This window comes from Kribbella sp. NPDC049174 (assembly GCF_043197365.1).
Classification (GTDB): Bacteria; Actinomycetota; Actinomycetes; order Propionibacteriales; family Kribbellaceae; genus Kribbella.
Genome location: NZ_JBICSZ010000013.1, coordinates 21,081 through 37,099, shown reverse-complemented (window position 1 = coordinate 37,099; position 16,019 = coordinate 21,081). Strand labels below are relative to the sequence as shown.

Below are 16,019 nucleotides of genomic sequence, written 5' to 3'. Positions count from 1 at the left end.
CCAGGCCGGGAGGCCCCATGACCGCGCTCATGACCGCAGCCGTTCAGGTTCGTGACCTGGTACGGCGGTACGACGACCGCGCTGTGCTGGACGGGGTCGACCTGGACATCGCGCCCGGCGAGTTCGTGGCGCTGCTCGGGAAGAGTGGCTCGGGCAAGAGCACGTTGTTGCGGGCGCTGGCCGGGCTGGACTCCGGTGTCGACGGGTCCGGGGAACTCGTCGTACCGGCCAATGTGTCCGTCGTCTTCCAGGACTCCCGGTTGTTGCCATGGGCAAAGGTGCTGGACAACGTGGTACTGGGGCTGGGCGGTGCTGGCGAGCGCGGCCGGCAGAGTCTCGAGGAGGTCGGGCTCGCCGGGCGGGAGAACGCCTGGCCGAACGAGTTGTCCGGCGGCGAGCAGCAGCGGGTTGCGCTGGCGCGGTCGCTGGTGCGGGAGCCGGAACTGTTGCTCGCGGACGAGCCGTTCGGGGCGCTGGATGCGCTGACCCGGTTGAAGATGCACGTGTTGCTGCGGAAGCTGTGCGCCGCGCATCAACCCGCCGTACTGCTGGTGACGCATGACGTGGACGAGGCGATCGTGCTGGCCGACCGGGTGATCGTGCTCGACGAAGGAAAGCTGGTCGCGGAGGAGCGGATCGAGTTGGCGGCGCCGCGGAGCCCGGCCGATCCGGGCTTCTCCGCGGTTCGTTCGCGGTTGCTGGATGCATTGGGGGTTTCGTTGTGAGTAGGCACTTGCACCTGAACGCGTTTCTGATGAGCACCGGGCACCACGAGGCGTCGTGGCGGCTGCCGGAGAGCAATCCGTTCGCGAACACGTCGGTCGAGCACTATCAGGAGCTGGCGCGGATCGCCGAGCGGGGCAAGCTCGACTCGATCTTCTTCGCGGACTCACCGGTGTTGTTCGGGGACGTGGGCCGTCGGCCGGCCGGTTCGCTGGAGCCGACCGTGCTGCTGACCGCGATCGCGGCCGCGACGTCGCGGATCGGGCTGATCGCGACCGCGTCGACGACGTACAACGATCCGTTCAACCTGGCTCGACGGTTCGCCAGTGTCGACCATGTGAGCGGCGGCCGCGCCGGGTGGAACGTGGTGACCACGGCCGGTCCGGAGGCGGCGAGGAACTTCAACCTGGCGGACCAGCCGGCCCATGCCGAGCGGTACGACCGGGCCGCGGAGTTCCTCGAGGTCGCGTACAAGCTGTGGGACTCGTGGCAGGACGACGCTCCGATCGCCGACAAAGAGTCGGGCGTGTGGGCTTTGAATGACCGGGTTGCGCCGATCGATCACGTCGGACGGCACTTCCAGGTCCGCGGACCGCTGAACCTGCCACGGTCGCCGCAGGGCCATCCGCTGATCGTGCAGGCCGGCTCGTCGGAGGACGGGAAGGGCCTGGCTGCTCGGTACGCCGAGGCGGTCTTCACGGCACAGCAGACGCTGGAGGACGCGCAGGCGTTCTACAAGGACCTGAAAGCGCGGACGGCAGCGCTCGGGCGTGATCCGTCGACGATCAAGATCCTGCCGGGGATCGTGCCCGTGATCGGCGGGACGGTCGAGGAGGCGCTGCGGTTGGAGCGTCAACTGGATGACCTGATCCGGCCCGAGTACGCGCGGCTGCAGCTGGCTCGCACGTTGCGGGTCGCACCGGAGGATCTGCCGTTCGATCAGCAGTTGCCGGCCGACCTGCCGGACGAGGATGAGATCGAAGGTGCGAAGAGCCGCTACACGCTGATCGTGACCCTGGCACGACGGGAGAAGCTGACCGTGCGCGAGCTGATCGGCCGGCTTGGTGGCGGCCGCGGGCACCGAACCTTCAGCGGTACGCCGGAACAGGTCGCGGACGCGATCCAGGAGTGGTTCGACGCTGACGCGGCTGACGGGTTCAACATCATGCCCGCCGTCCTGCCGTCGGGGCTGACCGCGTTCGTGGACCAGGTGGTGCCGATCCTGCAGCAGCGTGGGCTGTTCCGGACCGAGTACACCGGGACGACGTTGCGGGACCACTACGGGCTGGCTCGCCCGGCCGGTCGCCGTACCTCTGTGGTGTCGGAGGCCACGGCCTGAGTTGCTGTGCGCCGGGCCCCTGTCGGGTGGCGGGGCCCGGCGCTCAGTTGACTCGAACGACCAGCTTTCCGACCGCGGCGCCGTCCTGCATGATGCGGTGCGCCTCGCCGATCTGCTCCATCCTGAAGACCCGATCGATCCGGATCGGGAGCTTGCCGTTGGCAACCAGATCGACGTACCGCTGGAACGCCTCCGCGGGCAGGTCGCTGCTCTCCCCGCCGTACGCCGTCAGCCGGACACCGTTGGGCAGGTAGCCGATCGGGTAGAAATCCGGGATCGTCCAGTTGTCGCTGAGCATCCCGGTGAAACAAACGGTGCCGTGGATCGCCGTCGCCTTGAGGGTGTCCGGCAGCACATTCGTCCCGATGAGTTCGAGGGCCGCATTCACACCGGCCGGCAGGATTTCCCGGACCTTTGCCGCGACGTTGCCGTCGTCAACGATCGGGTAATCGACGCCGAGATCCTCGAGAACCTTTGTTCGCTGGGGATTCCGGGTCGTCGAGAACACGGTCAGACCGTGTTCCTTCGCGATCGCCGCCGCGGCGACCCCGACGGACGACGTTCCGCCGCGGATGAGCAGCGTCTGCCCCGGCTCGATCGCCAGGCCGGTGTGCAGCGACCCGTGTGCCGTCTGCAGCATCTCCGGCAACGCGCCGAGCGTGGCCCAGTCGAGGTCGGTCCTGACCGGGATCACCGATGACGCCGGTACGACGGTGTACTCGGCGTACCCACCGTCGTACTCCCGCCCCATCCCGCCCATCATCGCGACCACCTGCTGCCCGACCTCGAACTCCCCACCGGGCGCGAGGTCCACCGTCCCCGTCGCCTCGATCCCCGGAATCACCGGAAACCGAGCATTGGTCGCCAGCCCTGCCCGCAGGTGATACTCCGACCGATTCAGCCCGAAAGCCTCCACCTTCACCCGCACCCACCCCGCCGGCGGCTCCGGCACAGCCACCCGCCGCACCCGCATCCCCTCCGGCTCGACCGCCCCCTCCAGAACCACCGCCCGCATCTCCATGACCCAATCCTCACCCGCCACCCCAACCACGCCTTACCAACTCGCCCACTCCCACCACCCCGCCCACGCGGGTTCACCCTCGCCGGCCCCTGGCGCCCCTGGATCCGCGCCAGCTCCCCAGCCCGTCCCGGCCTAGTCCAGAGCTGGTAAGTAATCGTTTTCCGGTGGTCGGCGTGGCTGCGTGACTTGGTGACTTGCGTGCGTGACAGAGTTGTCCTCATGGGGAAACGCCCAAGCGTGGTGGCCCATCGCGGCGCTAGCGACGTCAGTCCCGAGCACACGCTGGCGGCGTACCGCCGAGCGGTCGATGCGGGGGCGGACGGTCTCGAATGCGACGTACGGCTCACCTCAGACGGACATCTGGTCTGCGTACACGACCGCCGGATCGAGCGCACCTCCAACGGTCGTGGCGTGTTGTCCACGATGAGTCTGGAGGAGCTCGAGTCGTTCGACTGGGGCTCCTGGAAGAACCCGTGGGCGGAGCTCGACGACGAGGCTGAGCTGCCGAGCCCCGACATGCGAAAAGTCCTCACCCTCGACGAACTCCTGTCGACGGTCCGCGACGCCGGCCGCCCGGTCGAGCTCGCGATCGAGACGAAGCACCCGACCCGGTACGCCGGTCTCGTCGAACGCCGCCTGATCGAGGCCCTGGACCGCTACGGCTGGGCGCACCCGAAGATCGGCACCGAGTCGCCCGCCCGGGTGATGAGCTTCTCCTGGCTGTCGCTTCGCCGCATGCGCGTGCTGGCGCCCGGTCTGCGGACCGTCCTGCTGATGGACCGCGTACCGCTCCGCTTCCGCGACGGCTCACTCCCCACCGGCGTCTCGTACGCCGGCCCGAGCCTGGAGATCGTCACCGCCCACCCCGAGTACGTCGACCGCGCGCACAAGCACGGTCACCAGGTCCACGTCTGGACCGTGAACGCCGACGCCGACGTCCGCCACTGCCGCGACATCGGCGTCGACGCCATCATCAGCGACCGCCCCGAAGCCGCCCTCAAAACCCTCGCCGAGCCCCCTTCCCCACCCCTCCCCTCCTTCACCTTCCCCCCGAAACGCCAGCCGCGCCGCCAGCAGTAACCACCCATCCTTGCCACTCAGAGTGAGCGCTTGGCGGCTCTCAGCTGCGTGTGGGGTGGGTCACGGAGGGTGGTGTGGATACGTAGTGATGTGAATGCGGGCCGTTATTGCAACGTTCAATTCTGTCGTTTTCGTCTCGGTTTCTTGGCTAAACGTGTGATCTTCAGCGGTGGTATGTAACGGAATGCAATCTGGTGTTTTCCCAGGCTGGAACGTGGGCAGATGTGCTTATGGCTGTTCCAATGAATGAGGAGACCCTGCTTGTCCTCTGCGACCCTGCCTGCCGACGTGAGCGTTGTGGACGTCGTACTGCCGCATGAAGTGTCCGCGGTAGCGGATGCCCGTCGCCGTCTAGCCGCCTACCTCAAGCGTTTCCGGGCCACCGAAACCGCCCGTGACGACGCCCAGCTCGTCCTCTCCGAACTGCTCTCGAACGCGATCCGCTACGCACCCCCGCTGCCCGCCGGCGAGGTCCGCGCGGCCTGGTGGATCGACAAGGCCGGCATCCACGTCGAGGTCACCGACGGTCGCGGCGACACCGAGCCGCAACGCATCAACGACGCCCACCCCGAATCCATCGGCGGCCGCGGTCTGGCCATCGTGGACGTCCTCACCTCCACGTGGGGCGTTCGCACCGCCCCGACCCACCGCACCGTTCACGCCATCATCCCCAACTGACCCCTGCCGGAGGTCCGGGAGGGGTTGGCGGGTTGGCTGTTGGGGGTGAGGGGCTGCAAGACTGCGCGTATGGGAAAGAAGTCGCGGCAGCGCGCGAAGAACACGACGACCGTCACGCTGGATCCGGCCGACCTGGTTGATGTCGGGCCGCGGGAGCCTTGCCCCTGTGGATCGGGTAAGCGGTTCAAGCAGTGCCATGGGCGGGAGAAGGCCCAGGCGGCGGACGCGTTCGTCGTGCGGCCGTTCGAGGGGTTGCCGTCGGAGTGTGACCTGATCGCGTTCCGCGAGATCGTTCCGTCGGGTACGGCGGAGGTCGTGCTGACCGGCGAGAACGCGGGCAAGGTGGTCAATCTGGTCACCCTGCTGCCGATGGCGATGCCGGGTCTGGTGCGCGACGACGAGACGATCTGGATCGGCCTGCAGACGCACGCATCGTCGGGCGACCCGAGCCGTGACCTCGGGCACGCGATCACCGCGGCGCTGAACACCGAACCGGGCAACCCGATCCAGCTGGGTGACCTGCTGAAGGACGGCCCGCGGCTGCAGGACCTGATCGACACCTCGAAGCCGATCGAGGTGAAGGTGCACGAAGGCTTCGACTTCTGGGTCAGCGAGAACGTCGAGGACCCGACCGGTGAGGTCGCCGCGGGTCTGGAGCGGGCGAACGCGGCTGCGGCCCCGACTGTGCGGTTGGAGTCGGTGGACGCGGCGTACTGGACACAGATCGGCGACCGGCGGTACCTGCGCTGGGTCATGCCGCACAGCGAGGACACCCTGCTGGAGGCGCTGGCGCGTCTGCACGCGGCCGGCTCGTCCGCGCTGACGGAGGGCAGCCGGTTGATCGGCTCCTTCCGCGCCCTAGGCGTACTCGCGCCGGTCTGGGAGCTCCCCGCGGACGTCGAGGCAGCAGACGTGGAGAAGCCGGCCGCTGACTTCGCGGTCGCCCTCGAGAAGGCGCTCGCGACCGAGGCGCCCCTCACCACGGAAGAACGCGCCGCCCGGGCGGGCCTCGCCAGCCGCCAGCTCACCATCCGCTAGACAAGCACCACCGAACACCCGGTGCTTGCTCGTCCGCAGAACCGCACCAACCACCTGGCCAGACGCGCGGCAACGCGTGAGCCGGCGAATGATGGGGAAGCGCCAACTGGCCTGTTCGTCATGCGCGCCGCGACCCCCATGGGCTGGCGAGTGCCATGGCGCGGGGGCGCGAGGTGGGCGGGTGCGCCGAGTCCCGTGTGCGGCGTGGCTCTCACGAGCAGGGTGCCCTGGCGCGGAGGGACTCGGCGGCCCGCGGAGATGGCGGTGGCGCGGTGGCTGGCATGTCTGCTGCCGGCGCGGATGCCGGGCTGCTGCGGCGCGAGGTTGGCGTGTCTACCGCCGGCGCGATGCCGGGGTGCCGCGGGTTGCTGGTGGTGGGGTGGTTAGGGGCGATGGGCAACCGTTGTGGTCTAGGCCGATCGGGGGCCTTGGGCAAGGGTTGGGCTCGGGAGGCTGGGGTGCCTGCGACCGAGGGGGAGAAACGTGGACGGCCCAAGTCCTGCTGACGGGGGAGCAACAGGGCCTGGGCCTAGGCATGAAGAGTACTCAGATTGGTGGTCCGCCACAAGCCCCGATTTCACAGCGCGTGTCGCTGGGCTTACTACGCCACTCACGGGACCGCTCAGGCACGCTCAGACCACCCCGAGTGGAGCACGGAGAACCGGGCAGGACATGCAGCGCGGCCCGCCGCGGCCGGAGCCCAGCTCGGAACCGGAGATGCGGATGACCTCGATCCCCGACTCCTCCAGGCGCGCGTTCGTCTCCACGGTGCGCTCGTACGCGATGCACACCCGCGGTGCCAGCGCGAGGGTGTTGTTGCCGTCGTCCCATTGTTCGCGTTCGGCCGTGACGGGGTCTAGACCAGTGTCGATCCGCCGGAGTGTGTCGATACCGAGCGCTTTCGCCGCCGCCACCAGGAACGGCTCCGGCTCGGCGACATGCAGCTGGTCGCCGTCCGTGGTGACCGCGTGCGCGCGCATCTCCTCGGCCATGTTCGGATACATCAGGACGGCATCGACGTCGACCATCGTGCAGACGGTGTCGAGGTGCATCGTCGCCCGCTGCTGTGCGATCGGCACCGCGAGAACGGTGTGCGCCAGGTCCTTCTCGAACACCCGCCGGGCCAGCCGCTCGACGCCCGCAGGCGTCGTCCGCTCGCCGACACCGACAGCCAGTACGCCGGGGCCGAGCGCGAGAACGTCACCGCCTTCGACGTGCTCGAGCTGGTGGCCGTACGCCTTGTCCGCGCCGGCGAACCGTGGATGGAAGGTGTAGATCAGGTCGGTCAGCTGGGTCTCGCGGACCCGGGCCGGCATCGCGAGCGAGGTAACGGCGACCGAGTCCCGGATCCACACGCTCGAGTCGCGGGTGAACAGCAGGTTCGGCAGCGGGTCGATCAGGAAGTCCTCGTGCGCCAGCAGCGACGTGACCAGGCCGCCGGCCCGGACTTCGTCGTTCCGTACGCCGGCCATGAGTGCCTCGGCCAGCTGCGCCGGATCGAGGTCGCTCAGTGACGCGTTGAGGTACTCGCGCAGCGTGTCGCCGAGCCGGAGGTCCTCGGTCGCGCCGGTGACGGCTACCGAATGGGCCTCGGGATGAGCCAGCGCCTCGGTGAGCAGCTCACCGAGGTACAGCACCTCGACGTCGCGGTCGCGCAACGCCTGGGCGAACGCATCGTGCTCCTCCTGTGCCCGGCCGACCCACGGGATCCCGTCGAAGAGCAGTTTGTCGTTGTTCCGCGGGGTGAGCCGACGGAGCTCGTTGCCGGGGCGGTGCAGCATCACCGTCCGCAGCGGTCCGACCTCGCTGTCGACGCCGTACGCCTTGTCGACTCCCTGAGTCTCGGTCATCCGCCTGTCCCTTCTCCGGTCGTCCCAACCACGCTACGGCAGCCACGCCCTGCGCGCTGGATGCCGCACCAATCTGTCTGATTGTCCGACAATATTCCTCCACCTCCAACCCCCTGCGGATGAGAGACGGCACACGTCGTACGCCGCCGGGCCGTCCGGCGGTCGCGCGGTCGAGTGGCGTTTGCCGAGGGCCGGTGTGGGTCGGCCAGGTGGTGGCGGATATCGGCCAGGTGGCAGATGTTCGGGAGGCCGGGCGGGCACAGGATTTCTGGTGTGAGGACGCCGAGAGGGTGTCCGGGACCGGAGGTACTGAGATGACACGCAAGGTGACCGCCAACATCACGCTCTCGCTGGACGGGCGGGTGAACGGGGTCGGTGGCGACTTCGATATGGGCTGGATCGTGCCGCACGCGATCACCGAGACGTCCCGGGATCACATGATCCGGGTGACGGAGCCGGCGACCACGATCCTGCTCGGGCGGAAGAACTACGAAGGGTTCGGCGGGTTCTGGCCGGCGGTGGCCGAGGACGAGAACGCGGCGCCGCAGGACCGGGCGGCCGCGAAGTGGATGAACGAGACCGAGAAGGTCGTGCTCTCGTCGACGCTGACCGAGGCTCCCTGGCAGAACAGCAGGATCGTGGACGCCGAGGCCGCCGACGTGGTCAAGCAGTTGCGGGGCGAGGAAGGCGGCGACATCGTCGTGCTGGCCAGCTCCAGCGTGATCAAGGCGCTGCTGGCCGCGGACGAGATCGACCGGCTGAGCATCACGCTCGCGCCGGAGCTGGTCGGGGGCGGCGCCCGGCTCTTCGAGGACGGCCTGCCCGCGACCTCCTGGCAGCTGGCCGACTCGACGCCGACGGAGTCCGGCGCCATCTGTCTGCTCTTCGACCGCGTCCGCTCGTGAGCGCGGTGCACCCGTACTCGCGATGACTGTGTGTGCTTGTGAAGTGCTCATGGAGTCCTCCGCTCGGCTGGTTGATCGGTCTCGCCAGAGAAGATGCCGTGATCCGGGCGGAGGGCTCCCGGGTTTTCCACAGGTCGTTCGAAAGAACGAGATATCCACAGCGGCCGGGAACTGACGAGGTCGATCGGCTGCGGAGCAACTAGGCTGCGGTGCTGTGTCCGGTCATGACCTGCCTTCCGAGCCGTTCGAGCGAGCCGTCGCCTGTGTGATCCCGGCGAAGGACGAAGCGGAGCGGATCGCGGCCACGGTGGACGCGGTGCACAAGATCATCGGGGTGGACCTGGTCGTGGTCGTGGACGACGGCTCGGCGGACGGTACGGCGGAGGCCGCCGAGCGCGCCGGGGCGGTCGTCGTACGGCACGCGCGGAACCGGGGGAAGGCAGCGGCGATGGAGACCGGAGCGGCGGCGGTCGCGGAGCGGGACGGCGCCCGCGCGCGGCACCTGCTCTTCCTCGACGCCGACCTGACCGACTCCGCGACCGCGGCGGCGCCGCTGATCGAGCCGGTGCAGAGCGGCCAGGCGGACATGACCATCGGCACGCTGCCGATGCAGGTGCGTGCGGACGGTTCCAAGGCGGGCGGCCACGGATTCGTCGTCCGGCTCGCGCGGGCGGGGATCGAGGAGGCGACCGGCTGGGCGCCGGAGCAGCCGCTGTCCGGTCAGCGCTGCCTGACCCGGGTCGCGTTCGACGCCGCCGTACCGCTGGCCGCCGGCTTCGGTGTCGAGACCGCGCTGAGCATCGACCTCGGCCGCAAGGGTTTCCGCATCCTCGAGGTGCCGATCGAGGTGAAGCATCGGGCCACCGGCACGGACCTGCGCGGCCAACTGCACCGCGGCCGTCAGTACCTGCACGTCCGCCGCGCCCTCGCCGCGCGGAGCGCCCTGCCGGCCGGTAGCGGTCCGTCGCTGCGCAGTCTGATCCCGCGGAAGCCGGCGCAATGAGCACGGGGAACTCCGGCGACACCCCTGCCGCGAGCGTAGACCCTCAGACGACGAGCACCGAGAGCACGGACGTCACCGCCGACCCGCGCCTCGCGGAGCGGTACGGTCGCCGCGCGGTCGCGCTGTACCTCGCCTGCACGGCGCTCATCGTCGCCGCCGGCCTGCTCGGCCCGTCGGTGGTCGTGCTGACGCTGACGAACCGGCACGCGTGGCTTCCGTCGTACTGGTTCGACAGCAAGCCGAACGACTGGCTCGTCACGGTGATGATCTACGTCGCCATCCTGCTCGGCGGGTACGGCGTCTTCCTCGCGACCAAGGCGCTCAAACACGGCTGGGCGCCGCGGGTCGAGCGTTTGATTGCCCTAGGCATCGGTACGACGGCGGCCATCACCCTGGTCCCGCCGATGGCCTCCGGCGACGTCCTGATCTACGCGGCGTACGGCCGGATCATGTCGCTCGGCGGCGACCCGTACACGACCGCCCCGGCAGACACGATCCGGCTCGGGTACGACCCCGTGATCGCGGCGACCGAGCGGCCGTGGCAGGGCGCGAAGAGTGTGTACGGACCGATCGCCACCTGGATCCAGTGGATCTCGTCGCTGATCGGCGGCGACTCGATGCAGTTGACCGTGTGGATGCTGCAGTTGTCCGTCGCGATCAGCATCGTCGTCACCGGGCTGCTGCTGCTCAAGCTGGTCGGGCCGAACCTGCCGAACCGCCGGCGCGTGGTGATGCTCGGCATGGCCAACCCGCTGATCCTGTGGACGGTCCTGGCCGGCGCGCACAACGACGCGATCGCGGTGATGTTCGCGGTGATGGCGCTGGTGCTGTTCCGGAAGCATGTGTTTTGGGCAGGCATCCTGATCGGTGTCGCGGGCTGTACGAAGCTGTCGATCGGCCTGGTCGGTGTGGCGATGCTGTGGGCGCTGCACACGGATCGGCGGAAGGCTGCGATCTTCTGCGGCGGTGGCGCGCTGGCCATGGGCGGTCTGTATGCCTTCGTCGGCCTGCAGGCATTCCAGCAGGCGCGGTCGCAGACCTCGTTCATCTCCACCGGTACTCCGCACAAGGTCTTGCTGAGCTTCTTCGACCTGTTCCTGCCGGGGCCGTTGGTCCGGACGTTCCTGGCGATCATCGCGTGGCTCGGGCTCGTGGTCGTCGCGATCCTGCTGTCCCAGGTGTTCCCGAAGTCGCTGGTGCCGCAGACGCATCCGGACGACCCGACACCGGCCGCGATCCGCTACACCGCGATCTACGCGATCGCCTGGATCCTGACCGCGATGTACTCACTGCCCTGGTACGACCTGATCGCCTGGGTCGCGCTGGCCGCGGTGGCGGCGTCGAAGGTGGACGGGCTGATGGTGGTCCGGACGACCATGCTGGCGATCGCTTACGTGCCCGGGCGAGATCCGAACGCTCGACAAGTGGCGGCGAGTCTGTCGGACTCGCTGGAGTGGTTCAGCGCGCGGCTGCGCGACACGATCTGTCCGGCGATCGAGCTCACGGTGCTGATCCTGCTGATCGTCTGGGCCCGCCGCAGCGGTGCTCAGTGGTGGCCGTACGACTGGCCGCGCCGCAGGCAGAAGGCCGTTCCGGAGAACGCCGAAGCCCACTAGTCTCGCCGGGTGAAGAAACTGGTGGGGGCGGGCGCCTTCGTACGCCGCGAGCCGAACGACTACGTGGAGCAGTTCCGGAACGAGTCGATGACAGTGGGGACCTACTCGATCCCGGCCGGCGGGGTGGACGACCAGCTGCCGCATCACGAGGACGAGATCTATGTCGTCACGACCGGCCGGGCGACGCTGGTGACACCCAGCGGATCCGAGCCGGTCGGGCCGGGCGACGTCCTGTTCGTCCCGGCCGAGGAGGAGCATCGGTTTACCGACATCACCGAGGATCTGGCGCTGCTGGTGTTCTTCGCTCCTCCCTACACCGGCCGGCGTTAGCGCCAGAGGGGTTCCGCCGCCGCGACGGCTCGGGCGAGGACGACCTTCACCGGTTGCTTCAGCTCGGCCGCGGCCGCCACGACGTCGTCGTACTCGGGCTGCACGTTGACGACCTGACCGTCGTACCGGGCGATCTTGATGCTGATCCGCTGGCCGTCGACCTCGACACTGGTGAACTCGCGGTCGGCGGCGTGCTTGCTGATCGGGAACTCGCGCAGGCCGATCGCCGTGGTCTCGGTCAGGATCACGCGGCGGACCGCGTCCGCGTTCACGCTGCTGACCAGGACCGAGAGGGTGTGCGCTGGGCGGCCCTTCTTCATCAGGATCGGGGTCAGCCAGGCGTCGGCCGCGCCGGCCTCGAGCAGGCGGGCGAGGGTCTGCGGCCAAAGGCGTGGGTCGAGGTCGTCGACGTTGGTCTCGTAGACGAGCTCGGTCGCCGGGCGGTCGGTGGTCTCACCGACGACCACGCGGACGAGGTTCGGCACCTCGACCGGGTCGCGGCCGCCGGCGCCGACGCCGGTCCGGGTGATCCGCATCGGCGGGATCATGCCGAACCCGTCGGCCAGCGTGGCGAGCAGCGCGGCACCTGTCGGTGTCGTCATTTCGTACGGCGCGGTGCCGCCGACTACCGGGGCTTCGGCCTCGGAGAGCAGGTGGAGTACGGCGGGGCCGGGGATCGGGATGCCGCCGTGCTGACCGCGCACCTGGCGACCACCACCGAGTGCGATCGTCGACACCACGACTCGGTCGAGCTCGAGTGAGACTGAAGCTGCTGCGACGCCGACGATGTCCGCGATCGCATCCAGCGCCCCGACCTCGTGAAAGTGCACCGCATCCGGCTCGACCCCGTGCGCCGAAGCCTCAGCCCGAGCCAGCCGCGCAAACGTGTCCAGAGCCCGGGTCCGCACGGCCTCGGGCAGGTCGGCCCGCTCGAGCAGCTCCCGAACATCAGCCCAGGCCCGGGTAGGCCCGTGGCTGTGCCCGTGCCCAGCAGCCTGCTCGGAGCTCCGCTCCTCGCTGATGGTGGAGGGGGCGGCCTGCTCCTCGCCATGCCCGTGCCCATGACCGTGCCCGTGGCCGGTGTCGGGGAGGTTTTCGGGGTGGGGCGCGCCGTCGACCCTCACCGTGGCTTTGGTGGCGGCTATTTGGTGGCGGGCGGTGCGGGTGATTGTGACGGACAGCGATGGGTCTACGGCGGCTACGGCCGCGTTGATGGCCGGGAGGTCGGCGCCGGCGTCCAGGAAGGCGCCCAGGAGCATGTCGCCGGAGGCGCCGGCGGAGCAGTCGATCCAGGCGATCCTCACTGGTTCTCCTTGGTTTCGCGAGGTGCCGAGCGCCGGGCCACCCGGGCCGCGAACACGCCGGCCCCGAAGCCGTTGTCGATGTTCACCACAGTCACACCCGGCGCGCACGAGTTGAGCATCCCGAGCAGCGCCGCGACCCCGCCGAACGAAGCGCCGTACCCAACCGACGTCGGTACGGCGACCAGCGGTACGCCGACCAGTCCGCCGATCACGCTCGGGAGCGCACCCTCCATACCCGCGACGACGATCAGGCAGTCCGCCGCGTCCAGGCGCTCACGCACCCCCATCACCCGGTGCAGCCCCGCGACACCCACGTCGTTGACCACATCCACCTCGGCGCCGAACACCCGAGCAGTGGTCGCTGCCTCGGCTGCCACGGGGGCGTCCGACGTACCGGCGGCTACGACTGCGACTGTCCCCCGCAGTACGGGTGGCTCACCGAGGACCGCCGTACGGCCGACTGGATCGACCACTGCGGTCGGCAGAGCGGCGGCAACGGCCTCCTGCGCCTCCACTGTCAGGCGAGTGGCCAGTACGGCGTGGGACGGGTGGGTGGCGTGCAGGGTGCTCAGCAACTCGACCACCTGGGCGGGGGTCTTGCCGGCGCCGTACACCACCTCGGCATCGCCGGTGCGCTCCAGCCGATCGGTGTCGAGCCGGGCGTATCCGAGGTCGTGGACGCCCGGCTGGGGACCTGGGTCAGGCAAATGTGTCACGTCGTGAATCTACGTTGCGCCTGACACCAGCACGTCGTGTGGTCCACTGAGAAGCACCACCCGGGTACTCTCCGCGATCGCCTGAATACTCAAGTATGACAAGAGATGCTTTAGGCTTCCGTGCGTGTCTTCGACGTTAGCCGGTGCATTCGGGATCGCCGCTCTGTTCGTGGCGGTCCTCGCCCTGGTGTTCGCCATCCAGGCGCTGCGCGGGCAGTCCGGTGCCGCCAAATCGGCCAAGCTGCCCGCGACGCCCACCCCCGAGCCGGAGCCCCTGGGGGACCAGCCGGGAGCCAAGCCGGGCACGGTCCGATCCGAGCTGCGGAAGCTGGGCAAGGAGATCGAGGTGACCCGCGGGGAGCTGCGCGAGACGCTGCAGCACCTGGCGGTGGTCCGGTACGACGCTTTCGGTGACACCGGCGGAAAGTTGTCCTGGTCGATGGCACTGCTGGACGACAACGGCGACGGGGTCGTGCTGACGTCGATCAACAGCCGGGCAGACGCGCGCACGTACGCCAAGGAGGTCCGGGCGTTCGCGAGCGAGGCCAAGCTGTCGCCCGAGGAGGAAGAGGCGATCGACACCCTCCGCAAGGAAGCCGGCCCGACCGTCGAAAGCTGAACCCCCAACAGCGCCAAGCCAGCAGCGCCAAGCCAACCACCGTCCAGCCAAGCAGCGCCCAGCCAAGCAGCGGCCGGCCAAGAACGTCAGCGGCGCTTGGGCACCCGAGCCACCAGCGCCCCGGCCTCGATCTCGGCCGTCAGTGAGCGCCCCGGCCCGATCGGGTCCCCGTCGAGTTGCCGCTGGACGTCGACCTCCGCGGTGATCTCCACCTTCCGCCCGGTGAACCGCTCCAGGTACATGTCGGCGCGGTTCGTCCGCGTCATCAGCCGCCAGACGACGATCGGCCACTGCGTCACCCGCCGGGGCGCGATCACGACCACGTCGAGTAGGCCGTCGTCCGGGCGGGCGTCCGGGAGCAGCGGGATGTTCGCCTGCAACATGCCCACGTTGCCGACCACGACGGTTCGCACCCGGCGCTCGATCGGCTCCTCCTCGTCGAGCGTGATCCGGACCCGCACCGACGGGTGGTTGATGTTCTTCGCCGCCGACACCAGGTACGCCGTCCAGCCGATCTGGCGCTTCAGGTGCGGCGGGGCGTCGGAGATGATCGCCGCGTCCAGCCCGAGCCCGGCCATCACCGCGAACCGGTCGGTGTCCAGCTCGTCACCGTGCACCTTGACCATGTCGATCCGCCGGTCCCGGCCCTCCAGGATCCGCTCGAGTGCGTCGTCCAGGTCGAGCGGGATGTGCAGGTTCCGGGCCAGCAGGTTGCCGGTGCCCGCCGGGATGACCCCGACCGGGATCCCGGTGTGCGCCAAAGCCGCGCAGACCACCCGGACCGTGCCGTCGCCGCCCGCCACCAGCACCAGGTCCGACTCGTTCTCGATCGCCCGCTTGGCCATCGCGTTCCCGGCGTCGTCCTCGCGCGTCTCCAGCCAGAGCGGGTCGTCGAACCCCCGGACCGCCAGCGACCGGGTCACCTTCCGGCGGAACGCCACCCCGTCGCCGACCTTGATCGGGTTCACGATCACGGCCGCCCGGGGCGGGATCGTCGTACCGTCGTCATTCGTCGGGGTACGACGACGCCGTCGCCGCAGCCCCGGTCGCAGCCCGAACCCGATCGACGTGGCGGTGAGGATGGCCAGGCCGAGCGCCCAGCCGCCGAGCACGTCGGACACGTAGTGCACGTTCAGCGCGATCCGGTCGGCCGACGCGATCCAGACCACCGCGATCGTCGGCAGCATCACCAGGAGCCGAAACCGGCGCCGCCACCCCCGGACCGACGGCAGGACGACGCCCAGCGCGCCGGCCATCACGAACGCGGCGGTGGCATGGCTGGAGACGAAGGACCAGCCGTCGTTCTCGACCAGCATCTGGGCCGGCCGGGGCCGGTCGAAGATGTGCTTGACCGCGGCGACCAGGCCCAGCTCCGCGCCGGCCGTGACCACGAGCCAGACCGTCAGCAGCCGGGCCCGCCGGTGCCAGAGGTACACCGCGACGATCACGATCACCGCCCGCATCGCCCAGGGCAGGAACACGTCGCCGGTCACCTGCCAGAAATCCACCATGTTCGGGCGGGTGGTGCCGTACGACGCGGCCCGGGCGGAGACGGACTCGTCCCAGCGCTCCAGCGGGGCCCAGTGGTTGGCGACGAGCAGGGTGATCACGATGAACGGCAGCGCACCCAGCACGACCGTGAGCGCACGGCCGACCGAACTGGGTGGATGGTGGTTCATGACCCGCTCGATTCCCCCTCAAACATCGGCTGGAGCAGTTGCCTCATCAAGGGACGTTCGGCACGTCTAGCGGCGCCCTAGACGCCCGCTGGACCACCGCTAGACGCACCAACATCCC

The 16,019-nt window shown here is 69.3% G+C and carries 15 protein-coding genes; 10 read left to right on the top strand and 5 right to left on the bottom strand.

What is annotated here, in order from left to right:
* Positions 1–17 precede the first annotated feature (17 nt).
* Together ACGFIF_RS40085 and ACGFIF_RS40080 are read left to right on the top strand one after the other, a co-directional pair.
* The gene (locus ACGFIF_RS40085; protein ID WP_393162338.1) at positions 18–725 is read left to right on the top strand and encodes an ABC transporter ATP-binding protein; all 708 of its coding nucleotides are present in this window, start codon (positions 18–20) and stop codon (positions 723–725) included.
* Positions 722–2,062: an LLM class flavin-dependent oxidoreductase gene (locus ACGFIF_RS40080; RefSeq protein WP_393162336.1), complete on the top strand. Its 1,341-nt coding sequence runs from the start codon at positions 722–724 to the stop codon at positions 2,060–2,062. Before ACGFIF_RS40085 ends, ACGFIF_RS40080 begins: the two co-directional genes overlap by 4 nt.
* A 43-nt stretch (positions 2,063–2,105) precedes the next feature.
* On the opposite strand, the gene ACGFIF_RS40075 is transcribed toward ACGFIF_RS40080, so the two are convergent.
* Positions 2,106–3,083 (bottom strand): zinc-binding dehydrogenase, encoded by a 978-nt coding sequence (locus ACGFIF_RS40075; RefSeq protein ID WP_393162334.1) that lies wholly within the window; start codon positions 3,081–3,083, stop codon positions 2,106–2,108.
* A 219-nt stretch (positions 3,084–3,302) separates the two neighbouring features.
* Here ACGFIF_RS40075 and ACGFIF_RS40070 point away from each other — a divergent pair, with 219 nt between their 5' ends.
* The 3 genes from ACGFIF_RS40070 (at position 3,303) to ACGFIF_RS40060 (ending at position 5,879) form a co-directional block, all read left to right on the top strand.
* Complete coding sequence (locus ACGFIF_RS40070; protein ID WP_393162332.1) at positions 3,303–4,163, top strand: glycerophosphodiester phosphodiesterase; 861 nt, start codon at positions 3,303–3,305, stop codon at positions 4,161–4,163.
* Positions 4,164–4,424: 261 nt separating this feature from the next.
* Complete coding sequence (locus tag ACGFIF_RS40065; protein ID WP_393162330.1) at positions 4,425–4,841, top strand: ATP-binding protein; 417 nt, start codon at positions 4,425–4,427, stop codon at positions 4,839–4,841.
* A 69-nt stretch (positions 4,842–4,910) separates the two neighbouring features.
* Positions 4,911–5,879, top strand: a complete 969-nt coding sequence (locus ACGFIF_RS40060; RefSeq protein WP_393162327.1) for a DUF5926 family protein — start codon at positions 4,911–4,913, stop codon at positions 5,877–5,879.
* 632 nt (positions 5,880–6,511) lie between these two features.
* Here the strand turns inward: ACGFIF_RS40060 and ACGFIF_RS40055 are convergent.
* The gene (locus ACGFIF_RS40055; protein ID WP_393162325.1) at positions 6,512–7,729 is read right to left on the bottom strand and encodes an arginine deiminase; all 1,218 of its coding nucleotides are present in this window, start codon (positions 7,727–7,729) and stop codon (positions 6,512–6,514) included.
* A gap of 314 nt (positions 7,730–8,043) precedes the next feature.
* Here ACGFIF_RS40055 and ACGFIF_RS40050 point away from each other — a divergent pair, with 314 nt between their 5' ends.
* The 4 genes from ACGFIF_RS40050 to ACGFIF_RS40035 all read left to right on the top strand — a co-directional run bounded on the left by ACGFIF_RS40050 (position 8,044) and on the right by ACGFIF_RS40035 (position 11,583).
* Positions 8,044–8,634, top strand: a complete 591-nt coding sequence (locus ACGFIF_RS40050) for a dihydrofolate reductase family protein (protein WP_393162323.1) — start codon at positions 8,044–8,046, stop codon at positions 8,632–8,634.
* A 214-nt stretch (positions 8,635–8,848) separates the two neighbouring features.
* On the top strand, positions 8,849–9,637 hold the full coding sequence (locus tag ACGFIF_RS40045; protein WP_393162321.1) for a glycosyltransferase: 789 nt from the start codon (positions 8,849–8,851) through the stop codon (positions 9,635–9,637).
* The gene (locus tag ACGFIF_RS40040) at positions 9,634–11,253 is read left to right on the top strand and encodes a DUF2029 domain-containing protein (RefSeq protein WP_393162319.1); all 1,620 of its coding nucleotides are present in this window, start codon (positions 9,634–9,636) and stop codon (positions 11,251–11,253) included. Before ACGFIF_RS40045 ends, ACGFIF_RS40040 begins: the two co-directional genes overlap by 4 nt.
* A gap of 9 nt (positions 11,254–11,262) precedes the next feature.
* Positions 11,263–11,583: a cupin domain-containing protein gene (locus ACGFIF_RS40035; RefSeq protein ID WP_393162317.1), complete on the top strand. Its 321-nt coding sequence runs from the start codon at positions 11,263–11,265 to the stop codon at positions 11,581–11,583.
* Here the strand turns inward: ACGFIF_RS40035 and larC are convergent.
* Both larC and larB read right to left on the bottom strand, forming a co-directional pair.
* The gene (gene larC / locus ACGFIF_RS40030) at positions 11,580–12,887 is read right to left on the bottom strand and encodes a nickel pincer cofactor biosynthesis protein LarC (RefSeq protein ID WP_393162315.1); all 1,308 of its coding nucleotides are present in this window, start codon (positions 12,885–12,887) and stop codon (positions 11,580–11,582) included. The two genes, ACGFIF_RS40035 and larC, sit on opposite strands and share 4 nt — an antisense overlap.
* The gene (larB, locus tag ACGFIF_RS40025) at positions 12,884–13,603 is read right to left on the bottom strand and encodes a nickel pincer cofactor biosynthesis protein LarB (RefSeq protein ID WP_393162313.1); all 720 of its coding nucleotides are present in this window, start codon (positions 13,601–13,603) and stop codon (positions 12,884–12,886) included. Before larB ends, larC begins: the two co-directional genes overlap by 4 nt.
* A gap of 124 nt (positions 13,604–13,727) precedes the next feature.
* On the opposite strand from larB, the gene ACGFIF_RS40020 reads away from it, so the two are divergent.
* Positions 13,728–14,222: a DUF4446 family protein gene (locus ACGFIF_RS40020; protein ID WP_393162310.1), complete on the top strand. Its 495-nt coding sequence runs from the start codon at positions 13,728–13,730 to the stop codon at positions 14,220–14,222.
* 86 nt (positions 14,223–14,308) lie between these two features.
* Here ACGFIF_RS40020 and ACGFIF_RS40015 read toward each other — a convergent pair whose 3' ends face one another.
* Positions 14,309–15,901, bottom strand: a complete 1,593-nt coding sequence (locus ACGFIF_RS40015; RefSeq protein ID WP_393162308.1) for a diacylglycerol kinase family protein — start codon at positions 15,899–15,901, stop codon at positions 14,309–14,311.
* Positions 15,902–16,019 lie beyond the last annotated feature (118 nt).

Bases quoted from the DNA above. Each gene is read 5' to 3' on its own strand.
- ACGFIF_RS40085 (WP_393162338.1), top strand. From the start codon at position 18: ATGACCGCGCTCATGACCGCAGCCGTTCAGGTTCGTGACCTGGTACGG.
- ACGFIF_RS40075 (WP_393162334.1), bottom strand. From the start codon at position 3,083: ATGGAGATGCGGGCGGTGGTTCTGGAGGGGGCGGTCGAGCCGGAGGGG.
- ACGFIF_RS40070 (WP_393162332.1), top strand. From the start codon at position 3,303: ATGGGGAAACGCCCAAGCGTGGTGGCCCATCGCGGCGCTAGCGACGTC.
- ACGFIF_RS40060 (WP_393162327.1), top strand. From the start codon at position 4,911: ATGGGAAAGAAGTCGCGGCAGCGCGCGAAGAACACGACGACCGTCACG.
- ACGFIF_RS40055 (WP_393162325.1), bottom strand. From the start codon at position 7,729: ATGACCGAGACTCAGGGAGTCGACAAGGCGTACGGCGTCGACAGCGAG.
- ACGFIF_RS40050 (WP_393162323.1), top strand. From the start codon at position 8,044: ATGACACGCAAGGTGACCGCCAACATCACGCTCTCGCTGGACGGGCGG.
- ACGFIF_RS40040 (WP_393162319.1), top strand. From the start codon at position 9,634: ATGAGCACGGGGAACTCCGGCGACACCCCTGCCGCGAGCGTAGACCCT.
- ACGFIF_RS40015 (WP_393162308.1), bottom strand. From the start codon at position 15,901: ATGAACCACCATCCACCCAGTTCGGTCGGCCGTGCGCTCACGGTCGTG.